Origin of the sequence: Micromonospora sp. CNB394, assembly GCF_000374985.1 — a bacterium.
Taxonomy (GTDB): domain Bacteria; phylum Actinomycetota; class Actinomycetes; order Mycobacteriales; family Micromonosporaceae; genus Micromonospora; species Micromonospora marina.
The window spans coordinates 157,253-182,471 of the sequence record NZ_KB895825.1 but is presented as its reverse complement, the minus strand read 5'-3'; the positions used below and the strand labels follow the sequence as shown (position 1 = coordinate 182,471).

Sequence of the window (25,219 nt, the reverse complement as noted above, 5' to 3'; positions counted from 1 at the left end):
GCCCGCGCCCTCGGCGTGCGGGCGGAGTCGTCGTCGGTGAGGGCCTACTCCACCAGGACGCGGTCCGGCGCGCGGCGGCGCAGCCGGCTGGAACGCCGCAGCGACCGCAGCCACATCAGGGTGCCGCCGCCGTCGAGCAGGAACGACAGCATCGCCAGCGCGAGCACGTCCGCCCAGGTGAACTGGCCGGTCATCTCGTCACCGCGGAAGAAGCCGACGACCCGGACCAGGTAGAACCACAGCAGCGGGATCGTCGCGGTGAACAGGACGGCCAGGGCCACCACGCGGCCCAGCACCCAGACCACCGCGTAGATCCGGATGGTGCGCATCTCGCCGCGCCCGACCCCGGACTGGTCGATGAGCCGGCGGCGCAGCACCCGCCGGACGAGGTTGCGCAGGTAGGCGCCGGTGTCGGCCATCAGGCTGCGGGTGTCCAGCGCCGTCGTGATCAGGTAGTAGAAGTCGGTGCGCAGGAACAGGAACGTCTGCCAGAGCAGCCGGATGAACGAGGTGAACAGCACGCCGGCCACCACCAGCCGTACCGGCTCCGGCAGGCCGAGGACACCGGCGTCGTTCAGCCACAACGTGATGAACAGCAGCGCCGCGCCGATCACGTCGACGAGCGGCCCGACCAGCACCGCGACGAAACGTTCCCGCTTGGACGCCATCCACATCCCGGACAGGTCGGTCTGCGCGACGATGGCGTACATCTGGTTGCCGACCGTCATCCGGGCCGACGTGCCGGCGGCGCGTGCCCCCACGACGTGGGCCAGCTCGTGCAGCCACACGCCGACCACCGCGATGCCCAGGACGACCAGCAGGTAGGCCCAGAAGTGGGAGTGGAACATGAGGCTGGACGGTCCGGGCACCAGCCCCGGCCGGTCGACGGCCATCCCGACCGCGACTCCGACGATCACCGCGCAGACGGCGAGCACCGGCCGGCTCAGCAGGCGCCGCGCGGCCCGGGGGGACAGCCACTCCAGATGCCCGCCGCGTCGCGGCCGGCGCGGGCCGGCCTCCGGCGGCGGATCCGGTACGCCGGCCGGGGCGAGGAACCCCTCGTCGGCCAGCGCCTGGAGGAACGCGTCGGCGTCCGGCGACGCCTCGTGCGTCGCCTCGAAGCGGCGGACGGCCGCACCGACCGTGGCACCGTCGCGCAGCCACTCCAGCAGGTCGAGGCCCTCGGCCGGGATGGACAGGTAGACCTGACGACTGTCGTCCCCGATCACGGCGAAGTCACCGTCCCTGCGGGCGGTGTACGGCCGGACCAGGACCGGTGCGTCGAGGGCGAAATCGGTCACTGTGGGACCTCTCCTCTGACGGTGCGGGACTGGGCGCAGGGGCGGGGGTCCGGTAACCGGCCCCCGCCCCCGTCTCAGCGGGCTCAGCTCAGCGCGGGCGCGCACGGGGCGACGGTGCTGGCCTTGATGGACTCCAGCTTGCGCACCGGAAGCGGCTTCTTGGCCGCGGTCTCCTTGGTCATGGGAACACCTCCTCTCCACCTCTCGTCGGAACCGGGGGCACCCGCCGGCCGGCTTCGGCGGGAGATCGTGTGCCGAGGGCGACCTCGCCGGCGACGAACCGTGCGGCGAGGTCGACGAGGCTCTCCTCGGCGTGGAACAGGGACAGGTGGTCGCCGTGCCCGGCGACGTGCAGGACGGACCCGCCGATCCGGGCGGCCACCGCCCGCGACCCGGCGGGATGAGCCGTGTGGTCGTCCTCGCTGGTGACGACGAGCGTGCGCGTGGTCAGCCCGGCGAGGTACGGGCGCAGGTCCGTGCCCATGATGGCGCCGTTGAGCCGGCAGTACCGGCGCAGCAGCTCCGGCGTCGCGTACGGGTACGTGACCAGGTGCGCCAGCCGGGGCGGGGCGACGCCGAGCATGGTGTTGGTGAGCACCGCGTGCACCGCCGCCGCCTGCTGCGGGCTGCGGGCGGCCATCGCCATCAGGGCTTGCAGGTTCTGCTGGTGGTCGGTCTTCGGGCTCTCGTCGCCCAGGTCGAAGTCGCCGTGCCAGAGGCTCAGCGACGACACCCGCTCCGGGGCCCGCGCCGCCGCGACCACCGCGAGCACCGCGCCGCCACACAGACCGATCAGGTGCGCGCGGCGCAGCCCGAACCGGTCCAGCACCGCGAGGAGGTCGCCGGCCTGGGCCACCACACCGGTGTCGCCGGAGAAACCGTCCAGGTCCGCGAACAGCCCTCGCGTCTCGGGCACGAGCACGTGGAAGTCGCGGGACAGCCGGTCGGCCCAGCCCTCGGCGAGCCGGGCCGGCATCCCGCACGCGGACACCATCAGCACCGGCGGCCGCTGCGGATCCCCGGCCGCGTACGTGGGCAGCACCGCCCCGTCGCCGGTACGCACGTCGGTGCGCCGGAACCGGCGGGTGAAGTCCCGCTCGCGCGCCTCGGCGACCACCCGCGCCTCGTCCGCCGGCGGCGGAGCCGGGTTCGCGTCGAGGTCCAGCAGGCCGCTCAGCACCCGCTCGAACGGGCCGAGGTCGGCGGCGCCGGCCACCGGCACCGGCGCCGGCACGTCCAGCCGGTCGCACAGCCGGGCCAGCGCGGCCGCGGTGGCCGGGTCGGCGCACCGCACCCGCACCGGTGGCGGCAGCACCCGCAACAGCGGCCCCGCCGCCAGCAGCGCGGCGGCCAGATCCCGCCCCGGCGTCACGCGCCCGCTCCGATCCACTCGTAGCGGCGGTGGTAGGCGCGGACTCCGGTGCAGGCGAGCAGGGTGCGCGGGCCGGTCACCCGGTCCAGCACCTCGGCGTACCGCCCCGGGTCGATCCGCTTGTCCGCCACCGGCACCAGGCAGTCGGCGTTGTCGGCGAGGATCCGCTTGTACTCGTCGAACGTCAGCTCGCACCGGCCGGCGAGGTGCTCGCCGATGCGCATCCGGCCCACCTCGGCGGTGGACCGCGCATCGACCAGGCCGCTGTAGAACTCGGCGGCGCAGCCCGAGCCGTACGAGTACATGCCCACCCGTACCGGCTCGTCGGGCCGCAGGTGGTCGATCAGGCTGGCCAGGGCCAGGTAGACCGAGCCGGAGCAGAGGTTGCCGACCAGCCGCGGGTATTCCAGACCGGGCGCGACCCGGCGGGCGAAGTCCACGTCGGCGTCGGGCAGCCGGTGCTCGCGGGCGAGCTTGCGGTGCGCCGCGCGGACGATGCCGGCGAACGGCGTGTGCATGGCCAGTCCCGCGAACGTGGTGACGAAGTCGACGTCGGCCACCTTCTCCGCGTAGTGGGCGTAGGCGTTCGTCAGGCAGTCCAGGTAGGCGAACAGCGAGCGGTCGGCGTCGGCGACGTCGAACGTCGGACCCGGCCGGGCCGAGTCGAACGTCTCGTAGCTGTGCGTCCCGAACGCCCCGAGGTCCACGTCGAGCACCCGCGGGTCGTCGCCGAGCAGCACCGCGGCGGCGCCGGTGCCCATCGCCGGCTCGGTGTACGAGGCGTTCTCGTTCACCAGCGACACGTCCGTCGCGATCACCAGCGCCTTGGCACCCGGCGACAGGCCGGCGGCGAGGTAGCCGCAGGCGAGTTGGAGCGCGCCCGTCGCGGCGTAGCAGGCCTGTTTCACCTCCAGCATCCGGCAGCGGCGGCTCAGCCCGAGGTGCCGGTGCACGTACGAGGCGATCGACTTGCTGAGGTCCAGGCCCGACTCGCTGGAGGTCACCAGCAGTTCGATCCGGTCGCGGTCGGCCTCGTCCATCGCGTCGAGGATCGGCTTCGCGGCGTTCACCGCGTGCGTGACCGGATCCTCGAACGGCAGCGCGACCGACTTCGCGGTCATCATCAGGTTGCCGAGGCGGGTCGCGTCCAGGCCGCGCCCCTCGAACAGGACCGGCACCGCGACGGAGGTCACCCCGCAGTACACGTTCAGGGCCTCGATGCCCACGTTCATGCCGTCACCTCGCAGAGGTACGCGACCAGGTGGTCGATGTCGGGCAGGTCACTGAAGCCGGCGAGCGGCGCGTCGACGCCGAGCCGCTCACGGAGGGCCATGATGATCTCGACCCGGTCGATCGAGTCGGCGCCCAGGTCGCGCAGGTGCGCGCCGCCGGGGATCCGGTCGGCGGGGACCGCCGGCAGGATCTCGGTGATCACCTCGTGGACCACCCGCCGGACCGCTTCGTCGCTCACGCCCACGTCCCTCCCTCCGTCCGGGTCTGCGCCAGGGCCACCGCGAGCGGCCGCCCGGTGTCGCGGTCGGCGAGCACCACCCGGACCGTCTCGTCGGCGCCGGGCACGCCGCCGCCCGGCCGCCGGGACACCCGCACCCGCAGCACCGCACCCACGTCGGCGTTTCCGAGGTAGCTCATCCGCTGGTCCAGCACGATCCGCCGGAGGTAGCCGGCGTCGGTGCCGCCGCGGTGCCGCCACAGCCGCAGCGCCGCCCAGTCCACGATGGAGAAGTAGGACGCGAAGTAGAGCAGCCCCACCCCGTTGAGGTCGCGGCTCGGGTCGACCGGATAGTCCAGCGCCAGCCGGTCGAGCGGGTCGGACGGGTCGGGCTCGGCGCCGAGGGCGCGCAGTTCGGCGTACGCGCGCCGGGGCGAGTGCCGCGCGGGCAGCGCGGGCAGGTGCCCGTGGCGGAACCCCGGTGGGGACGCGCTGCGCAGGTCGCCGTTGCCGCCGGACGGGCCCCGCACCACCCAGCGGTTGAAGTTCTGCGCGTACAGGCATCCCGGGTCGGGGTGGGCGTAGAACTCGTCCGGGTCGACGACCCGTCCGGGCCGGTCGCCGCGCCGGATCTCGTGCAGCGTCAGCACCGACTCGCTGCCGGAGGCGAAGGAGCGCGAGTCCACCCGCAGCACGTCGCCGAAGGTCATGCCGCGCACGTGCAGGTCCGCACCGCCGCGCAGGTGGATGTAGTGGAACGCCAGGTAGGTCGGCAGCCCGTAGGCGTCGCGGGCGGTGTAGACGTTGGTGTCGCAGAGCGCGCTGACGGTGTCCCAGGTCCAGTCGCCGACCTGGCCGACGAACAGCGATCCCGGCCCGCACATGCCGGGCCGCACCACTGTCGTCCGGGTCGTCGCGTCGGGTCCGAGCAGTTCCAGCTCGGGAGTCAGGACGGTCACGACCCCTCCCCTCCGGCGCCGCGCAGGAAGTCGGTCAGGATCCGGTTGCACTCCTGCGGGCTGGTCAGGTACGGGAAGTGGCCGGCGTCGGCGATTTCCGCGTAGCGGGCGCCCCGGATGCCCTGGTGCAGCAACCGCGCCGTCTCCGACGGGATGACCGTGTCGTGCCGGCCCTGCACCACGAGCGCCGGCAGGTCCAGCTCGCCGAGCCGGTCGCGGAGGTCCGGCCGGGCCGCGAACACGTCCAGGTAACGCAGTCCCGTCTGGGGGTCCATGCTCTCGCAGCGCAGCAGCAGCGCCTCCACGGCGGCCCGCTCGCGCCGTAGCCGGTCCGCGCCGGCCCCCTCGATCGTGCGGTCGAGGTCCTGGGCCGCGACGACAGCCAGCCGGTTGATCTCACCGACCCGGTTGCCGATCTTGTAGGAGCTGCCCAGCAGGATCAGCGAGGCGGTGTCCCCCGGATGGTTCAGGGCGAACGTGAGCGCGACCAGGCCGCCGAACGACGCGCCCGCGACGTGGACCGGGCCGTCGACCCCGATCTCCCGCAGCACCCGCAGCTGGAGGGCGGCGATCCCGTCGAGGGTGAGGTCGGCCGAGGCGGTGCTCGCCCCGACGCCGGGGTGATGGACGCTGATCACCTGGTACCGCCCGGCCAGCGCCTCGAACTGCCGCGCGAAGACGCCCGCGCCGATGTTGAACGGGTGCGCGAGCAGCAGCGGCGGCCCGTCGCCGGCGGTGAAGACCTCCACCTGGGCGCCGGCCACCGGCACCACCCGCCGGCGTACGGCCGGCTGGTGTTCCCGCAGCACGGTGCCGTTGTCGTCGGCCGGCGCCTCGTCGCGCAGCGCCTGCCGGACGTCGTCGGGCACCCGGTCGGCGGGCTGGTAGACCGCCCGGGCCGCCTCCCCCGCCGTGCGGACCCCACCGGTGACCAGGTCGGGCATCTCCCCCGGTGCGGCGGTGAGGCCGGCGACGGCGGCCACCACCGCCTCGGCGTCGCCGGGCCCGAAGCCGACCGGCACCGCCAGCCGGACGGTGCCGGCGAGCGGCCCGCCGACCGCCAGGTGCGGCCCGCCGCGGACTCCGGCACCGGCGTAGAGCCAGGCCAGCCCGGACATCGTGGGATGCTCCCGACCGGCCAGGCCGGGCATCCGGGCGAGGTCGAGCAGGACGCAGTGGGCGCCGTCGACGTCCACGACCGGCAGGCCGGCCGCCCGCAGGCCGTCGCGGAGCACCGCGACGGCGGCGACGCGCCGCCGGACCAGTTCCGTGACGCCGTCGCGGTCCGCCAGTGCGGCCCGCAGCGTCATCCGGGTGGCCCGGTCCACCTCGGAGCCGCGCCGCGCCACGTGCTCGCGCAACCGCGCCGCCAGTTCCGGGTCGCGGGTGGCGACCAGCCCGCCCGCGGTGACGCCGAAGTCCTTGGACAGGCTGAGCGTCGCCGTGTCGGCGACGGCGAGCAGGTCCCGCACCACCGGCCAGGGATCCCCGCCGGGGCCGGCGAGCTGGACCGCGTTGTCGACCACGCGGCTGGCGTCCAGGACGAGCGGCACCCCGTGCGCGGCCGTGACGCGGCGCAGCTCCCGGAGGACGCCGGGTGCGACGGGTACGCCACCGGCGGCGTTGTTCGCCGCCTCCACCACGACGAACGACACCGACCCGGTGGGCCGGCGGGTCAGCTCCGCCGCGAACGCCGCGATCGTCTCCGGGTCGAGCCGGCCGATTCCGACGGCCACCGGTTCGAAGCCGAGGTCGGCGAGCGTGGACAGCCAGGTCGGGAAGGCCGCGGCGTGCAGCACGACACCACGCGGGCCGGGGTGGCAGCGGCACAGCAGTTCCTCGGCCGTCCGCCCGGACCGGGTCGGCACCACCTCGGGCACGGGCAGCCAGTCGTGCGCGGTGAGCTCCGGTGGGGCGGGCCGCTCGGCGAGCAGCCGCGTCCGGGCGGCGACGAAGCCGTCCGCCCGTTCCGCCCAGGAGTCGGTGAGCAGGTCGAAGGGGACCAGCTCGGTGGGCAGGGCGAGCGCGTTGTACCCGTGCGCGGCCAGCAGAGCCGTACGTCCCGGCCGCAGCGCCGGGTCCGGCGGCGGTCCCGCGCTCTCCGGCGGCGCGGCGTCCTCCGGCGACTGGTCGACGCGCGGCGGCGGCGCGGCGGCGCCCGACAGCGGTGCGGGGTCGGCGGGGGCGCCGTCCACGAGGTCCGGATCGGCGATCATCAGGATGATGTCGGTGACCGAGGTACGGTCACCGGTCGACGGCTGGCACAGGTAGATCGGCGTGTTCTCCGGCCGGAACTTGTTCTTGAACTGGAAGTTGCCGGGCCCGAACACGCCCACCGAGTGCAGCTCCGCCAACGCGTCGGCCACCGCCGGGTCGGCGTTGCGCGACTCGGTGATGGCGACGCCGAAGCTCGCCCCGAAGCTGAACGACGTGCAGCCCTCGGCGGCGGTCAGCTCGATGATCCGGACGATCGCCCACTCCAGCCCGCCGGCGGGCATCTCGTCGGCGTAGAACTCCAGATCGAGCAGGTATCCCCGCTCGGACGGGATCCGGGTCACGATGACCGCGTTGACGAGGACGCCGTCCACCCGGGTGAGGAAGACCCGGTGCCGGGGGTCCAGCGTGCCGCCGCCGATCTCCTCGCGGACCACGCCGACGTACGGGTTCACCATCTGCTTGCGGCGGCCCCAGGAGTCGATCAGGCCGACGATCTGCCGGTCGGTCTCCGGCGACGCGCCGGCCCGGTACTCCTCGATCCGGCAGTCGCCGGCGCGCTCGAACCGGTGCAGGAGGCTGCGCAGCCGCTGCATCCGGCCGCCCCGTACGGTGAACGAGGCCAGGTCCGTCAGGCGTTGCACCGCCCCGAACGGGGTCGCGGTGACCGGTTCCCCGGCGACCTCGGTCAGGTGGGCCAGGGACAGGAAGTTCGGCCGCAGGCCGTGCCGCCGCGCCCACGCGATCCACTCCGCGACGAGGTCGTGGAAGTGGTCGTGGTGCCCGACGAAGCTCCAGGCGAACACGTCGTCGCCGCGGACCGAGAAGTTGACGTAGCCGGCCCGCGCCGAGTCGACGAAGGCGTACGGCGCGATGTCCCGGCCGGCCAGCCCGCCCTCCTTGGCGTGGCGGCGGTCCAGGTCGGCCAGGAGGTCACGCAGCGCCGGACGGCCGGGCAGGGTCCGCTTACGGACGACGACGGGCTCACCGTCGACCTCGGCACCGCTCTCGATCGTCCGGCCGGTGACCTGCGGACCGGTGCCCGGCTCGGTCCGCACGCCGGTCCCGGCGGACCGCCCGGCCAGGAACGCGGTGAGGTCGGCCATCGTCGGGTGGTCGAACAGCAGCGTCTTGGGCAGCGCGCCGTAACGCTGTTCCAGGGCGCCGACGACCCGCAGCATGTCGAACGAGGTGAGGCCGCTGTCGGCGAACGTCCGGCCGGGCTCGACGGGACGTTCCAGCACCCCGGTCACGAGCTCCTCGACGCCGTCGCCGAGTGTGGCCGGCCGGGGGGCCCGCGTGCCGGCGGCCACGAGTGCCGCCACCGCCTCGACCGTGTCGTGCTCGTACAGGTCGGCGGCGGTGACCTCCACGTCGAACGTGGCCACCACCAGCCGGGCCAGCTCCATCCGGAAGATCGAGTCGAGGCCGAGGTCGGCGAACGCCCGGTCGGCGGTGATCTCCGTACGGTCGGCGCCGAGTACCCGCGCCACGCAGTCGCGTACCGCCTCGGCCACCTCCGCGGGCGCCGGCGGAACCGCGGCCGCGGCCTCCTGGACGGCGACGGCGGCGACCGGCCGTTCGGCGGGGCCGTGCGATTCGGCGGGGTGCTCAGGTGCGGCCGGTCGCTCGGGAGCGACCGGTGGCGCTGCCGCTGCCGGACCGGCTCCGGCCGGGTGGGCGTCCGGCCGGGCGAGCACGCCCACCGACGACGCGCCGTTCGACGCGCGTCCGCCGTTCACCGCCACCGCGTCGGCGGCGGTACGCCGGCCCGTGCCGTTGCGGCGCAGCGCCGACGGGTCACGCAGCACGATCCGGCCGGCACCGATGCTGCGGACCGGGGCGGGCGGCTCGGCCGGAACACGCGGGGCGGGCGGCTCCGCCGGGGTGGGCCGGGCCGGTGCGGTGGCGCGGGCCGGGCCCTCGTCGAACCAGAACGGCCTGGCTGCCAGCGGCGGGGCGGGCACGGAGATCCGGGCCGGCCGGTGGTCCCAGGTCGCCGCCCAGTCCACGTCCCCGCCGGCCAGCCAGGTCTCGGTCTCCGGGTCACGGCGGGGCGGCGCCTCGCCGCGCAGCACCGCCACCGCCTCGGCGGCGTCGGCGACCACCGCGGCGAACCGGTGGGCCAGGGCCTCCCGTCCCACCTGGAGGGTGTACGCGACACGGGCCATGTCGGCGCCCTCCACGAGGCGGTCCGCGACCCGGCGCCGGTACTCCGCCAGGGCCGCGGGACCGGACGCGGACAGCACCAGGCGCCAGGGGCCCGCCGCCGGGGACGCCGGCAGCGGCGGCGGCGACTGCACGACCACGTGGGCGTTGGTGCCGCCGAATCCGAACGAGCTGACCCCGGCGACCCGCTCGCCGGTCCACGGCACGTCGTGGTCCAGCACCGTGAACGGGGTGCCGTCCAGCCGCAGGTACGGGTTGCGGCGGTGCTGGTGCAGCGTGCGCGGCAGCCGTTCGTGCCGCAGGCTCAGCAGCACCTTGAGCAGCCCGGCTATGCCCGCCGCGGCCTCCAGGTGGCCGATGTTCGTCTTCACCGCCCCGACCGCGATCGTTGCGTCCACGCCCTCGAACGCCTTCTTCAGCCCCTCGATCTCGATCGGGTCGCCGAGCCGGGTGCCGGTGCCGTGGGCCTCGATGTAGCTGACGCTCGCCGGGTCGACGCCACCGGCCCGGTACGCCCGGCTGACCACCTGGGCCTGTGCCTGCGGGTTCGGGGCGGTCAGCGACGGCCCGCGGCCGGCGTGGTTGACCGCGCTGCCCCGGATGACGGCGATCACCTGGTCCCCGTCGGCGACCGCCGCGCGCAGCGGCTTGAGCAGCACCACACCGCAGCCCTCACCGCGGCCGTACCCGTCGGCGGACGCGTCGAACGTCTTGCACCGGCCGTCGGCGCTGAGCATGCCCGAGGACTGGAACGCCACGAACAGGCCGGGGCTCAGCAGCACGTTCACCCCACCCGCGAGCGCCGTCGCACACTCCCCGGCCAGCAGCGCCCGCACCGCGCGGTGCACGGCGACGAGCGAGCTGGAGCAGGCGGTGTCCACGGCCTCGCTGGGTCCGCGCAGGTCCAGCAGGTAGGAGACCCGGTTGGCCAGGATGCAGTCGGCGAGACCGCTCGCGGTGTGGGCCTCGACCGGCACGTCGTGCGCGCGGAGCAGGTCGTCGTAGTCGCAGGCGGACACGCCGACGAAGATCCCGGTGTCGGTGCCGGCGAGGTCCGCCGGCCGGTATCCCGCGTCGGCGACAGCCTGCCAGGCGGTCTGGAGGAACAGCCGCTGCTGCGGGTCCATCAGCGCGGCCTCACGCGGCGCGATGCCGAACAGGTCGGCGTCGAACGAGCGTACGTCGTCGAGGAAGCCGGCGCGGACGCCGGTGGTGGCGGGGTCGTCGAGCAGGTCGGTGCGGTCGGCCGGGACCGCCCGGACGAGGTCGTCGCCGGCGGCGAGGTGCCGCCAGAACGCGTCGAGGTCCGGCGAGCCGGGCAGCACGCCGGCCATTCCCACCACGGCGACCGCGTCGGCCGGCAGGTCCGCCGGCGGCTCGGCGGCGTCCGCCGCGGGCCGGTCCGCCGCGGGCCCGGCGTCCACAGTGGCAGGGACCGGCCGGGCCGGGAGTACGGTGCGCAGGTACGCGCCGAAGGCGGCGAGCGTCGGGTGCTCGTAGAGGACCGTCGGCAGCAGGTCCACGCCGAACCGCTCGTTCGTCTCGTTCACCAGCTCGGTCAGCGAGATGGAGTCGAAGCCCAGGTCGAGCAGTTGGATGTCCGGGTCGACCTCGTCCGGTTCGACGAGCAGGAACCCGGCGGCGAGCGCGCGCAGTTCCGTGTCCGGATCCGGTCCCGGCTCCGGGCCGCCGGCCGGGACGTCCGAGGACTCCGGCGCGGTCTCCGCCGGGAGCTGCACCGCGACCACCGGTTCGGTGCCGGACACGACACGGTCGAACGCCCGTACCGCCTCGGCCGTCGGCAGCGGCGCACTCCCCCAGCGCCGCGCGAACAACCGGCGGGTGGCGTCGTCGACGGCCATGCCGCCGTCGGCCCACAGCGGCCAGCAGACGGACACCGTGCCGGGCCGGCCGGCGGCGAACTCGTCCAGGAACGCGTTGGCGTAGGCGTAGTCGACCTGCCCGAGGTTGCCGGTCCGCCCGGCGATCGACGAGCACAGCGCGAGGAACTCCAGCGGCTCGGTGCCGAGCGCGTCCACCAGATGCCGCAGGCCGGACACCTTCGGGGCCAGCACCGCGTCGACGGCGGCGGGTGGCTTCGTCAGGGCGCGGGCGTCGTCGTGCACGCCCGCGGCGTGGACCACCCCGTCGATGCGCCCGTAGCGGCGGCGGATCTCCGCCACGGCACTGCGTACGTCGGACTCGGCGGTCACGTCCGCGCGGACGAACGCGAAGGCGTCGTCGGCCGGCGCGGTCCGGCCGACCAGCACCACCGCCGACGGCGCGCGGGTCGCGGCGAGGTGGACGGCGAGGTGCCGGCCGACGGCGCCGGTGCCGCCGACCACGACGTACACGCCGCCGGTGCGCCGCAGGACCGGGCCGGGCCGGAACGGCACCATCCGGCGGACCTCACGGACGCCGCCGATCCAGCGGACGTCGTCCACCCGCTGTTCCGGCGGGCCGGAGACGTGCCACAGGTCCGCCTCGGCGGTCACGCCACCCCGGACCACCGCCCCGGAGAAGCCGCTGTGCTCCAGGGCGAGCGTGCGCAGCGCCGCCGTCACGGCGGTGTACGCGGGCCGCTCGTCCGGGCAGCCGACGACGATCCGCAGCGGCGCGGCCGGATCGGGGGCGAGCACCTCGGCGGCGGTCCGCAGGACCGTGTGCAGGCTCTCGCGCACCTCGTCCGCCAGCCCGCCGGCACGAGCCGGCAGGTGCACCACGACCACGTCCGGGTCGGCCTGGTCGTGGCGGCCGCCGAACGTCGGTCCCTCCCCGATCACCCGGATGCGGGCCGGCGGTCGCCCGCCCGCCGGCGGCGGCTCGGCCCGCCACTGCGGCCGCAGGTACACGCACGGATCGTCGTCGGGCACGGCGGTCTCCGGTGCCGCCGCGTCCGGCGCGACGGTCTCCGGCACGGCATTCGCCCGCGCCACCGCCTCCGGGCTCGGCGGCACGGCGTCTCGGCCGTCGGCGGTCCGGTCGCCCTCCGGTACGGACGGCGGCACCGGCGGCCGTGCGGTGCCGGCGGGCTCGGGCAGCCACAGCCGCTGCCTGTCGAACGGGTACGGCGGCAGCGGCACCCGTCCCGGCCGTACCGGCCAGCGGCCGGCCCAGTCGACCGGGACACCGCGTACCCACAGCTTCGCCGCCTGGTCGAGCCGGCCGCGGCGCAGCAGGTCGGCGGCGATCTCGGCGCCGCCGTCGCCGTCGAACAGCGGATCGGTGCCGGTGCCGGTGGTAACCTCGCCGGACCGCAGCCGGCGGACCAGCTCGTCGACGTCGGACACGACGACGGCCAGGCGGTGGTCGAACTCCGCCCGCCCGACCTGAGTGCTGTACGCGAGCTGGTCGAGGCGCGGGCGCGTCCGCTCGACCAGGTCGGCCACGGCGGCCGTGAGCGTCCGCAGCTGCTCGGGGGTCCGCGCCGACAGCACCACGACGTGCGGCCCCGGCTGGACGGGTGCGGGCGGCGGCGCGGGATGCGCCCGGACCACCAGGTGCGTGTTCGCGCCGCCCGCCCCGAACGAGCTGATCCCGGCCCGCCGGGGCGCGGTCCACGGCTGCGCGCTCGTCGGCAGCAGGAACGACCCGGACAGGTCGATGCGGGAGTTGACTGTGGACAGGTTCGCGCAGGGCGCGATCGTGCCGTGCGCGAGTTGCAGCAGCACCTTCGTCAGGCCGGCGATGCCGGCGGCGCCTTCGAGGTGACCGATGTTGGCCTTGACCGAGCCGACCGGGATGCGCCGGCCCTCCGGCAGCGCACCGCCGAGCGCCCGGCCGAGGCCGGCGATCTCGATCGGGTCGCCGAGGGCCGTGCCGGTGCCGTGCGCCTCCAGATAGCCGACGTCGCCGGGTGCCACGCCGGCCGCGGCGAGCGCCCGGACCACCAGGTCGGCCTGGGCCGTTGGGTTGGGCACCGTGTAGCCGGCGGTCCGGCCGCCGGAGTTGACGAAGCCGCCCTCGATGACGCCCCAGATCCGGTCGCCGTCGCGCAGGGCCGCGGACAGGGGTTTGAGCAGTACCGCGCCGACGCCCTCGCCCGGCACGAACCCGTCGGCACGCTCGTCGAACACCTTGCACGCGCCGTCGGCCGACAACATGGTCATCGACGACAGCGCGATCAGGTGGGCCGGGTGCAGGACCAGGTTGACGCCACCGGCGACGGCCGCCGAGCACTCCCCGCGGCGCAGGCTCTCGCAGGCCAGGTGGACCGCCGTCAACGAGGAGGAGCAGGCCGAGTCGACGGCGAAGCTCGGCCCGGTCAGGTCGAGCGTGTACGACACCCGGTTGGCGATCGACCAGTACGCCGAGTGCCCGTCGGTGTAGCGGCCCGCCGGCCAGCCCTGCGCGGCGGCGATCCTGCCGTACGAGCCGTACATGGTGCCGACGAAGACGCCGGTGTCGCGCGGCAGCACTCCCCCGAGGGCGCCCGCGTCCTCCAGCATCAGCCAGACGGTCTCCAGGAACAGCCGCTCCTGCGGGTCCATCGCGGCCGCGTCCTTCGGCAGGATGCCGAAGAAGCCGGGATCGAACCGGTCGACGTCGGTGAGGAACCCGGCCCACCGGCTGTACGTGTGCCCGGCCCGGCCGCGGCGCGGGTCGAAGTGCTCGCGCCAGTCCCACCGTTCCGGCGGCACCTCGGTGATCGCTGTGGTGCCGGTGACCAGGTTCTGCCAGAACCGCTCCAGGTCCGGCGCGCCCGGGTAGCGGCCGGACAGGCCGACGACGGCTATCGCGTCCGCGTCGCCCCGGGCGGCGGAGGCCGAGGCAGCCGGCACGGCGGGGGCGACCGAGGTGGACGGGGCGACCGAGGCGGCCGGGTGGACGGGTGCCGGCTCGGCGTCCACCGCGGCGATCCCGAGCGTGCCGGCGAGCGGACCCGGCCGGTCCCGGGCCAGGTGGTCGGCGAGCTGCTCGATCGTCAGGTGCTCGAACAGCAGGGTGGCCGGCAGGTCGCCCAGATCGGCCGAGAACCGGCGTACGAGGTGCTGGCTGACCAGCGAGTCGACACCGAAGTTGTCGAATGTGACGTCGTCGTCGAGCTGGTCCGGGCGGTACTTGAGGACCTCCGCGAAGACCGCGCGGACGTAGTCCCGGGCGGCGCGGGCCGGCACCCGGTCCACCGGCGGCGCACCGGCCGTCGCCACGAGCACGCACTGCTCCTGCTCGTCGTCGGGGACACCGGGCATGCCGAGGATCCGGCCGGTCAGGCCCGCCTCGGCGAACGCCGCGCGCCACCCGGCCGGTGACAGCAGCGGGGAGTGCGGCAGCCGCCGGTGGGCGTCGGTGAACCGCCACCAGCCCGGCAGGAGGCCGAACGTCGCGGTGAGGAAGTCGGAGGCGCGGGTGACCTCGTTGAGCAGCAGCACACCGCCGGGGCGCAGCAGGGACCGGGCGTGGCGCAGGCTGCCGACCACGTCCGCGGTGGCGTGCAGCACGTTCGTGGCGAGCACGACGTCGTACGAGCCGGCCTCGAAGCCCTGACCGGCCGGTTCCCGTTCGATGTCGAGGACGCCGAACCGCAGGCCCGGATGGCGTCCGCCGAAGCGGTCCTCGGCCTCGCGGAGGAACGCGGTCGAGACGTCGGTGAAGTCGTACCGGACTCCCGGGCAGGCGTCGAGGACGAACGCCGAGCCGGCGCCGGTGCCGGCGCCGATCTCCAGCACGCGGCCCGGACGGCCGCCGGTCCGGCCGAGCGCGGCGGCGGCCTGCGCCGCCACCAGGCGGTGGTAGAAGTCCGCGGCCCGCTGCCCCTGGTAGACGGCGGCGACCAGATCGGTGCTGCCGCCGGGGAAGAGCACCTCGGTCGGTGCGGTCCGGCCGTCCAGGACGCCGGGCAGGGCGTCGACGCACCGGGCCAGCAACGCGACGTGCGGGGCGAGGTCGGGGTGCCGGGTGAGCACGTCGGCGGTGGACGGGCCGGCCGGCGGCCCGGCCACGGCGGCGGCGACGGCGGCCGCCAGCGGCCCGGAGGCCGGCCCGGGACGGTCCCGGAGCCGGTCGCGCAGCAGGTCGCGGGCCAGCCCGTCGAGGGTACGGAAGGCCGCGCTGGACCGGTCCAGCGACGGGTCGGTGTCCGCGGCGGCGCCGACCGTCGCGGGTGGGGCGGTGGTGACGGACTCGTCGGCGGGCGGGGACGGGTGGACGCCGAGCGCGGCGAGCCCGTCCCTCGTGCCCTTGAGCACTGCCACCTGAGCGTGCGGGCCGGCGAGGATCCGTTCCAGCGCCGCGACGCCCTCGGCCGGCTCGATCGAGCCGATGCCCAGCGCCGCGAACCGGGCCGCGTGTCCGGGGTCGGCGACCACGCCGACGCTGCCCCACCAGCCCCAGTTGACCACGCGTACCGGTTGTCCGCGGCGGTGCAGTGCCAGCCCGTACGCGTCCTCGTACGTGCTCGCGGCGGCGTAGTTGGCCTGCCCCGGGGCCGGGGCGAACGACAGCGCCGAGGAGAACAGCGCGAGGAAGTCCAGCGGCTCACCGGCCAGCGCGTCGGCGAGCACGCCGACACCGGCGACCTTCGGCCGCAGCACCTCGGTGAACGCCGCCTCGTCCATCGCGGACAGGGCGCGGTCACGGAGCACGAGCGCGGCGTGGAACGCGCCGTCTACGGGGCCGAACCGCTGTCGCGCCTCGGCCACCGCGCGACCGACCGCGACGGCGTCGGTGACGTCGGCGCGCAGGTAGACGGCCTGCCCGCCCAGCGCCTCGATCTGCGCGACCAGGGACCGGACGCGCCCGTCCTCCGGCGAGCGGCCGAGCCACACCAGCCGGGCACGCCGGGTCCGGGCGAGGTGACGGCTGACCTCGAACCCGATGCCACCGGTGCCGCCGACGACGAGGTAGACACCGCCGTCGCGCAGCGGCGCCTCGCCCGCCGGTCCGGTCACCGGCTCCAGGCGGCGGACCAGGCGGCGGTCACCGCGCAGCGCGACGAACCGGTCGGTGCCGCCCGCACGGCGGATCGCCTCCGCCGAGGTGGCGTCGCCGGGGCCGGCGTCGACGCAGGTGACCCGCCACTGCGGGTACTCGGCGGCGATCGCGCTGGCCAGCCCGGCCAGCCCGGCGGCGTGCGGGTGGACCGGCTCGCCGGGCAGGCCCGCCACCCCGGACACCACGAAGGTGAGCGTCAGCGGTCCCCGGTCCGCGCCCAGGTCGAGCAGGCGGCGCAGCAGGCGGAACGCGTCGAGCGTCGCGGTGTCCTCGTGCGGCGGGGCGGCCGGATCGGCCGTGCGGGCGAGCACGTACACCGTGTCGTAGCGGCCGGTGGGCAGCTCGCCGAACGGCAGTCGGTCGCCGGCGCCGAGGGCGGCGGCCAGCGCGGCGTCGGCGGGGGTGTGCACGGCGAGGACCCGTCCGGCAGGCGGTTCGCCGGGGAGTGCGTCGACCGGCCGCCAGGTCGGCACGTACAGCAGGCCCGGCTCCCCGGCGGCCGGCGGCGCGGCCACGACCGGCCGGCTCTCGGCGGCGGACGGGGTGCCGGGCGCGTCGTAGGGGCGCAGCGTCACACCGCCGAGCCGGGCCCTGACGTCACCGGTCGGGTCGGTGAGCACCACGTCGAACCGTCCGCCGTCGCGGCGCACCACGTGGACGCGGGCGGTCGCCGGCAGCCGGTCCGCGACGAAGACGGACTCGACGGCGAACGGGACGAGCATCCGGTCCGCGGGATCGACCAGCCCGGCGACCGCCTGCAACGCCCCGTCGAGCAACTGGACGTCGCCGTCGGGTCCGGCGGTGAGCGTGCCGAGCGCCTCACCGGCGCCCAGCCGCAGCTCCGTCAGCACCCGGAAGGACGGCCCGTAGCGCAGACCGGCCCGGGCGAACCCCGCGTACAGGTCGTCGACCGGACGGCGGACGGGACAGCGGGCCTCGACCGATGCCAGGTCCACCCGCTCCGGCGGCGCCGGGTCGGCGGCGCGGCGGGTGGCGACGGCGTACGGCGCGCCGCCGACGGTGAGGGTGATCCGGTCGTCCCGGGTGACGACAGCCGTCACCGGCTCGCTGACCACGACGGGCCGCAGCCAGGTCACGTCGGCGGCGCGGGCGGTCCCACCGGCGGTGGCGTGGCGCAGGAACGCCGCGCCGGGCAGCACCGGGACGCCGTGCAGCGGGTGGTCGGCCACCAGAGGGTCGGCCGGGGTGAGGGCCGTCTCCCGCCGGTCGCGGCCGGTCCAGAAACGGTCGCGGGCGAAGGGGTACGTGGGCAGCGGGATGCGACGCCCGGCCGGCATCGCCGTCCAGTCCACGTCCGCGCCGGCCACCCAGCGCTCGGCGAGCGCGACCAGGTCGGCCGGCGCGTCGGGCGCGGGCGGTCCACCGGCCAGCTGCCGCACCAGGTCGGCGGTGTCGGCGGCGACGAACGCGGCCCGGACCGCCAGGTGCGCGCGGCCGTGCGTGAGAGTGGCGGCGACGTCGTGGACGTCGGCCGGTTCGGTACGCAGGCGCTCGGCCAGCCGGTCCGTCAGGTCCCGCAGCGCGGACGCGGTCCGGGCCGAGACCGGCACCACCACCGGCCCGGTGCCGGTGCCCGCCGTCGGGGCCGGTGCCTCGGCGACCACGAGATGGCAGTTGGTGCCGCTGAAGCCGAACGAACTGACGCCGGCCACCAGCCGGTCGGCGTGCCAGCCGGTGAGTTCCCGCACCACCGGCAGCCCGGGGATCGGCTCGGTGGCGTGCGGGGTCGGTGGCAACTGCCGGTGCCGCAGGCTGAGCAGCACCTTGATCAGGCCGGCCACGCCGGCGGCCATCGTGGTGTGACCGATGTTCGCCTTGACCGAGCCGATCCGGCAGTGCGGGCCGACGACCTGGGCCAGCGCCTTGACCTCGATCGGGTCGCCGAGCGCGGTGCCGGTGCCGTGCGTCTCGACGTACCCGGCCTCGACGCCCGCCCGGGCGTGCACCTCACGCAGCAGACGGACCTGGGAGACCGCGCTCGGCGCGGTGATGCCGTTGGTGCGGCCGTCGCCGTTCACGCCGCCGGCCAGGATGACGCCGTGGACGTGGTCGCCGTCGGCGAGCGCCCGGTCCAGCCGCTTGAGGACGACCACGCCGACGCCCTCGCCGAGCACGATGCCGTCGGCGGCGGCGTCGAACGGCAGGCACCGGCCGGTCGGCGACAGCATCCCGGTCTGGCTGGTCCAGACCTGCATCTGCGGTGTGCACATCACGGCGACGCCACCGGCCAGCGCCGTGTCGCAGTCACCCGAGCGCAGGCTCTCGCAGGCCAGGTGCACCGCCGTCAACGACGACGAGCACGCGGTGTCGATCGCCATCGTGGGGCCGGTCAGGTCGAGCAGGTACGCGATCCGGGCCGGCAGGATCGAGCTGGCCCCGCCGAGGAACGCCTCGCTGGTGTCGCCGCGACCGTGCCGCTCCAGCAGCCGGGGATAGTCGCCCGCGCCGCAGCCGACGAAGACGCCGCACCGCATCGGCCGCCCGGCGTACCCGGCGTCCTCCAGCGCCGCCCACGCCTGTTCCAGGAAGACCCGCTGCTGCGGGTCCATCGCCTCGGCCTCGAGCGGCGAGATGCGGAACAGCCCGGCGTCGAACGCGTCCACGTCGTCCAGCAGCGCGGCCCACCGGCTGCGGGTACGACCGGGCGCGGCCGGGTCCGGGTCGTAGAGTCCCGTCAGATCCCAGCGCTCGGGCGGGACCTCCCGGATGGCGGACCGGCCGGCGGCGAGGTTGTCCCAGAACGTGTCGAGGTCGGGGGCGCCCGGGAACCGTCCGGCCATTCCGATCACCGCGATCGCGGTGGCCGGGTCCGCAGCCGGCGACACCTCCGCCGCCGGTGCCGGCGTCACGGTCGCGGCCGGTGCCGGTCTCGGCTCCGGGTCGGGCGGCGACGCCGACGGTGGGCGGACGGCGAACGTCAGCGGCGGCGGGCCCGGCGCCGCGGCGGGCGCGGCGGCGGGCGCGGGCGCGGCGGCGGGCGCGGGCGCGGCGGCGGGCGCGGGCGCGGCGGCGGGCGCGGGCGCGGCGGCGGGCGCGGTCAGGACCAGTGGCGGCGGGCCCGCGGCCCCCGGCGAGGTGACGGCCGGCCCGGCGGCCTCGGCGGACGCAGGCGCCTCGGCCGCAACCGGTCGGTCCACGCCGGACGGTGCCGGGGGCGTGGTGGCCTGGGCACGCAGTGCGGCGGAATCGGCCAGGTCGCGCAGCACCGCGCGGGCGAGGTCCGGCACGGTGGGGTGGTCGTACACGGCGGCCGAGTCCAGGTCGGTGCCGAACCGCCGGTTGAGGTCCCGCACCAGCTCGACGGCGCCGATGGAGTCCAGTCCCAGGTCGGCGAAGGTACGCGACGGCAGCACCTCGTCCGGGCGCAGGTACAGCAGGCCGCCCACGATCTCGGTCACGGCGTCGGCCACCGCGCCGTCGTCGGGGCCGGGCTCGGGCTGCGCCACGGGCGTCGCCCGGCCACGGAACCCGTCGACCTTGGTGAAGTGCTCCCGCACCAGGGCGGCGGACTCCGCGCCGAGGACGTTGCCGTGCATGCGGACCTCGCTGGCGATGACGTCGGGCAGCCGGTCGAGGATCCGGCCGGCGAGTTCGTTCTTGAGCGACCGGATCACCGCCGGCGGCTTGTCCGCCATGGACCGGGCCAGGTCCAACGCGGCCGGTACGACCTCGTGCGGCGGCAGCACGGTCACGCCGGCGCCGCGCCGGCTCAGCTCGGCGCCGGTCATCGACCGTCCGGTCAGCATCATCTCCGCGGCCAGGGCGGGGCCGAGGCGTTGCTCCAGGATGTACGTGGCACCCATGCCCGGGGTGAAGCCGTAGCGGGTGAAGTTCGCGCTGTAGACCGACGTGTCGCCGAGGACGACCACGTCGCCGTAACAGGCGAACGCCAGTCCCCCGCCGGAGGCGTGCCCGGCCGCGGCGGTGACGACCGGCCGGGTGCAGCGCAGGATGCCCTCGTACACGAGCGCGGCGTCGGTGAACGTGCCCTCGCCCTCGGCCAGCGACCGCAGGGCCTCCGGCGTGCCGCCCATGCTGAAGACCGAGCCGCGGCCGGTGATCACGACCGCGCGTACGTCGTCGCGCCGCTCGATCTCCGCGAACGTGTCCGCCAGCGCCGTGAGGAGTCCGTCGGTGAACATCGGCGCGCGCATCGACACCAGCGCGACGCCCTGGTCCAGGACGCGGAACTCCAGTTCCGGACCGTCCGGAGCGACCACGTCGCCGTCGGCGTCCGCCATCGGGCCCGCAGGCGACGCGACGGTGTCACCGCCGCTGCTCCCGGCGCGGTCGGCGCCGATTCCGGCGCGGGCGGCGCCGATTCCGGCGCGGGCGGCGTCCCAGCCGCCGAGCCAGCACGGCTCCTCCGGCAACGGGCAGGCCGGCAACGGTATGCGGCGGGGACGCCCGTCCGGGTAACAGGCGGACCAGTCGACCGCGCCGCCGCCGACCCAGTGCCGGGCCACCTCGTGCAGGTCGCCGGCCCGGAACGCCGCCACCGGATCGCCGGTGACGGGCGCGCCGGTGGTCACCACGTCCCCGGTGTCCCCGTCCCGGGCGAAGCGTTCCAGCGCGCTGCGCAGCGCCTCGGTGCCCGACGTCACGACGGCGATGCGGACCGGCTGCGCCGCCCGTCCCACCTGCGTCGTGTAGGCGATGTCACGCACCGCGCGGTCCGCGGCGAGTTCGTCGAGGCGCGTGGCCACGGTCAGCCGGCCGATCGCCTCCACTCCGACCAGGTCCGCCAGCCGCGCCGGGTCGAGCCCGAGGTCGCCGAGGGTCGCCGAGGGTTCCAGCGCCTCCTCGGGTACGCCGAGGAGGTCGGCCACCGCCGTCGTCGGGCCGGTCGCCACCGGCAGGCCGGCCGCCATCGCGCCCGCGTACGCCCGCAGCGTCTCGGCGGTCGGCGCGGAGAGCACCACGAGCGCCGGCCCGTCCGGCGCGGGCGCGGCGGCGGGGGCGAACTCCTCGACCAGCACGTGGGCGTTGGTGCCCCCGGCGCCGAACGCGCTGACGCCGGCCCGCCGCGGGACGCCGGGCGGCGGGGTCCACGGTTCCAGCCTGCGCTGGACCCGCAGCGGCACGGCGGCGAAGTCGATGTGCGGGTTGAGTTCCTCGGCGTGCAGCGACGGCACGAGCGCGCGGTGCCGCAGTTGCAGCAGCACCTTCGTCAGGCCGGCTATCCCGGCGGCGCCCTCCAGGTGCCCGATGTTCGACTTGACCGAGCCGATCGCGCACGCCCCGGCCGGCAGGTCCACACCGTCGAACGCCTGCCGCAGGCCCTCGACCTCGATCGGGTCGCCGAGCGCGGTGCCGGTGCCGTGGGCCTCGACGTAGCCGACGGTGGCGGGGGTCCAGCCGGCCGACTTCAGGGCGGCGCGGACGAGCGCGGCCTGGGAGCCGGGGCTCGGGACCGTCGCCCCGGCGGTACGTCCGGTGTGGTTCACCGAGGTCGCGCGGATGACGCCGTACACGTGGTCGCCGTCGGCGAGCGCGCGCGACAGCGGTTTGAGCAGCACCGCGCCGACCCCCTCGCCGGGTACGTAGCCGGTGCCGTCGGCGCCGAACGCCCGGCACCGGCCGTCGGTGGACAACCACTGCCCCTGCGCGAGCTGGAGGTACTTCTGCGGGTGCACCGTCACGTTCACGCCGCCGGCCAGGGCGAGCGTGCACTCGCCCCGCCGGATGCTCTCGACCGCGAGGTGCACGGCGATCAGCGACGACGAGCAGGCGGTGTCGACGGCCAGGCTCGGCCCGGTCAGGTCGAAGGTGTGCGAGACGCGGTTGGGGATCGCGCAGTGCATCGCGGTCGGCGCGACGCCGTCGGTGGCCCCGCCGACGAGCTGGTAGTGGTTCCACATGACGCCCGCGTAGACGCCGACGACCTCGCCGCGCAGGGTCTCCGACGGATGTCCCGCGTTCTCCAGGGCGTGCCAGCAGGTGGTCAGGAACAGCCGTTCCTGGGGGTCCATCCGCTCGGCGTCGCGCCGGGACACGCCGAAGAAGGTCGGCGCGAAGCGGTCGACTCCGTCGAGGAACCCGCCCCACCGGCCGTAGGTGCGTCCTGGGGTGCCCTTCTCCGGGTCGAACAGCGCCGCGTGGTCCCAGCGGCCGGGCGGCACCTCGGTGATCGCGTCGACGCCGCCGGCCAGGTTGCGCCAGAACGCGTCCAGGTCGTCCGCGCCGGGGTAACGCCCGGCCACGCCGACCACCGCTACCGCGTCGTCGTCCGGCCCACCCGGGGCCGGTCCGCTCACGGCCTGCTCACCTGCGGCCGGTCCGCCGTCGGCCCGGCGCGGGACGGCGGCAGCACCGGCGGCCGGGCTCGGGGCGACGGCTCCGGTGCTCGCAGCCGCGCCGGCGGACGGCACGAGTTCCCGCAGCCGGTCCGGCTGCCCGTGCAGGACCAGGACCGCGTCGTACGGGCCACGCAGCACGTCGCGCAGGACGCCGAGCGCGGTGTCGGTGGGCATCGGCTCCTGGCCGGTGCGTTCGGTCGAGCGGCGCAGGGCGTCGGCGGGCGCGCGCATGCCGCCCTGCGCCCAGTACGGCCAGCCGATGACGACGGTCCGGCCACGGCCGCGCCGCTCGACGTGCCGCAGGCCCGCGTTGGCGTACGCGTAGGCGGCCTGGCCGGGGTTCGCCACGTCGGCCGACGCGGAGGAGAAGGCGACCAGGAAGTCGAGCGCGTCACCGGCGGTGGCGGCGTCGACGTGGCGCAGGCCGTCGAGCTTGGGGGCGGCGACGGCGGCGGGGTCGCCCGGATCGCCGCGGAAGAACAGCCCGTCCCGGGTGACGCCGGCGCAGTGCAGGACCCCGTCGATCCGGCCGAACCGTTCCCGTACCCCCGCCACCGCCGCGTCCACGGCGGCGGCGTCGGTGACGTCGGCGATGGCGACGTGCACCTCGGCGCCCGCCGCGCGGCACCGGTCGGCGAGCGCCGCCGCTGGCGCGGTGCGCGACAGCAGGGCGATCCGGGCCCGGTGCCGCCGCGCGAGGTGCGTCGCGAGGACGGCGGCGAGACCGCCGGACCCTCCGGTGATCAGGTAGACGCCGCCGTCGCGGAACGGCTCCCCGCCCGTGGCCCCGGCCGCCGGGTCCACCTCGCGCCAGCGCCGCACGAGACGCCGCCCGCCGACGTGACGGACCTCCGGCTCGGTGCCGGCCGACCGCAGTTCCGCGCGTACCGCGGTGGCGAGGTCGCGGGCGTCGTCGACCTGGACGTACCGGCAGCGCAGCCCGGGAATCTCGGCCGTCACGGTACGGGCCAGCGCCGCGGTAGCCGCCTGCTCGGCGGTGGGTTCGCCGGTGTGCACGACGAGCAGGTCGCGCGGTCCGGCGTCGACGAGTGCGGTGGCGGCGCGCCACAGGTCGGCGGCCGGGTCGTCGGTCAGCAGGACGACGGCGGGCGGCAGCTCACCGGCGTCGCCGAGCCGGTCGACGGAGTCCACGTGGGTGGCGGTGAGCCCGGCGGGCAGCGTGCCGCCCACGACCAGTGCCTCCGGGGTACCGGTGCTCGGCGGCGCCGGGTCCGCGGGCACCCACGCGTCGACGAAGGCCAGCACCGCGGAATCGGGGGCGGCCGGAGCCGCGTCGGCCACCGGCGCGTCCGACGACTGCGGTACGGCCGGGGCGGGCCCGGTGGACAGGTGCGCGGCGAGCGCGTCGATTGTGGTGTGCTCGAACAGCAGCGTCGGATAGAGCTTGCGGCCCACGAGGTGCTCGACCCGCTCGGTGAGCCGGAGCAGCGCGACCGAGTCGAAGCCGAGGTCGTAGAACCCGGTGCCGGTCGGCACCTCGGCGGCCGGCCGGCCGAGCATGTCCGCGACGGCGGCGCGCAGCGTGTCGGTGAGTCCGTTCGTGGCACCCGGCGAGGACACCGCCGGCTGTCCGGGCGCCGTCGCCGCCGGCCCGGACCAGACCGGTGCGGCGTCGGGCGACACGTCGGCGAGCAGCCGGCGCACCAGGCCGGATTCGCGGATACGCTTGCAGGTGAGACCCGTGAACCCGGCCAGGAACCGGCCGTCCGCGTCACGGATCGTGTAGTCGGTGGTGATCACGTCGCCGGACGGCGCGAGCCGTTCCGGGCGCGGGACGTGGACGTGACACACCGGCGGCAGCGGATCGGGTGCCCGGAACTCCTTGACGAACATCGGCACGAACGGGTCGTCGGTGGGCATCTCGGCCTGCCCGAACCCGGCCAGCGTCGAGGCGTCCAGCGAGGCCGGGTGCAGGTGGAACCCGGCGGCTGTGGCCCCCGGATGCTGCTCGCGGGTCAGGTCGGCCAGGAGTGCGCCGCCGCCGATGTGGAGGGTGCCGTGGCAGCGCATCGCCGGGCCGTGGCGGATGTGCTCCCGTACCGCCCGCCGGTAGAGCACGTCCACGTCCTCGTGCCGGTCGGCGGCGGCCCGCAGCCCGGCCAGGTCGAGCGGCGGCGGGACCGGCTCGTCGGTGACGCAGATCAGCCCGTGCGCGTTGTCGTGCCAGCCGGACACCGGGTCGTCACCGCGAAGCCAGCGGCTGCGGACGGTGAACGGGCGCCCGGCGTCCTGCGGTTCCCCGATGGAGAGCACCACCTCGCGGTCGAAGCCGTCGGTGGTGACTATCGCCTCGGCGAGCACGGTGTCCCGCAGGCAGAGCCGGCGGTGGTCCCAGCCCGCCGCGACGGCGGTGCGGTAGACGAGGTCGAAGAAGACGACGCCGGGAAGCACCGACACCTCGTGCAGCCGGTGGTTCCGCATGACGAAGTCGTCGTGGGTGAGCCGGAACCGGCTCTGGACGTCGGCCATCGGGAACCTGC

General features: G+C 75.8%; 6 protein-coding genes. All 6 read right to left on the bottom strand.

Going from position 1 to position 25,219, the window contains the following annotated elements:
- Positions 1–44: 44 nt before the first annotated feature.
- Positions 45–1,301, bottom strand: a complete 1,257-nt coding sequence (locus tag C569_RS0100720) for a hypothetical protein (protein WP_018783900.1) — start codon at positions 1,299–1,301, stop codon at positions 45–47.
- A gap of 178 nt (positions 1,302–1,479) precedes the next feature.
- Positions 1,480–2,673 carry an alpha/beta fold hydrolase gene (locus C569_RS0100710; protein ID WP_018783898.1) on the bottom strand — a complete coding sequence of 398 codons (1,194 nt, stop codon included), beginning with the start codon at positions 2,671–2,673 and terminating at the stop codon, positions 1,480–1,482.
- On the bottom strand, positions 2,670–3,905 hold the full coding sequence (locus tag C569_RS0100705) for a hydroxymethylglutaryl-CoA synthase family protein (protein WP_018783897.1): 1,236 nt from the start codon (positions 3,903–3,905) through the stop codon (positions 2,670–2,672). The genes C569_RS0100710 and C569_RS0100705 overlap by 4 nt, the downstream gene beginning before the upstream one ends.
- Complete coding sequence (locus C569_RS0100700; RefSeq protein WP_026267552.1) at positions 3,902–4,144, bottom strand: acyl carrier protein; 243 nt, start codon at positions 4,142–4,144, stop codon at positions 3,902–3,904. Before C569_RS0100700 ends, C569_RS0100705 begins: the two co-directional genes overlap by 4 nt.
- Positions 4,141–5,082 (bottom strand): LnmK family bifunctional acyltransferase/decarboxylase, encoded by a 942-nt coding sequence (locus tag C569_RS0100695; protein WP_018783895.1) that lies wholly within the window; start codon positions 5,080–5,082, stop codon positions 4,141–4,143. The genes C569_RS0100700 and C569_RS0100695 overlap by 4 nt, the downstream gene beginning before the upstream one ends.
- A complete protein-coding gene (locus tag C569_RS0100690) occupies positions 5,079–25,208 on the bottom strand; it encodes an SDR family NAD(P)-dependent oxidoreductase (RefSeq protein WP_026267551.1) in 20,130 nt (6,709 codons plus the stop codon). The genes C569_RS0100695 and C569_RS0100690 overlap by 4 nt, the downstream gene beginning before the upstream one ends.
- Positions 25,209–25,219: the final 11 nt, after the last annotated feature.

Excerpts from the sequence above, each read along its gene's own strand:
- C569_RS0100690 (WP_026267551.1), bottom strand. The coding sequence starts at position 25,208 with ATGGCCGACGTCCAGAGCCGGTTCCGGCTCACCCACGACGACTTCGTC.
- C569_RS0100705 (WP_018783897.1), bottom strand. The coding sequence starts at position 3,905 with ATGAACGTGGGCATCGAGGCCCTGAACGTGTACTGCGGGGTGACCTCC.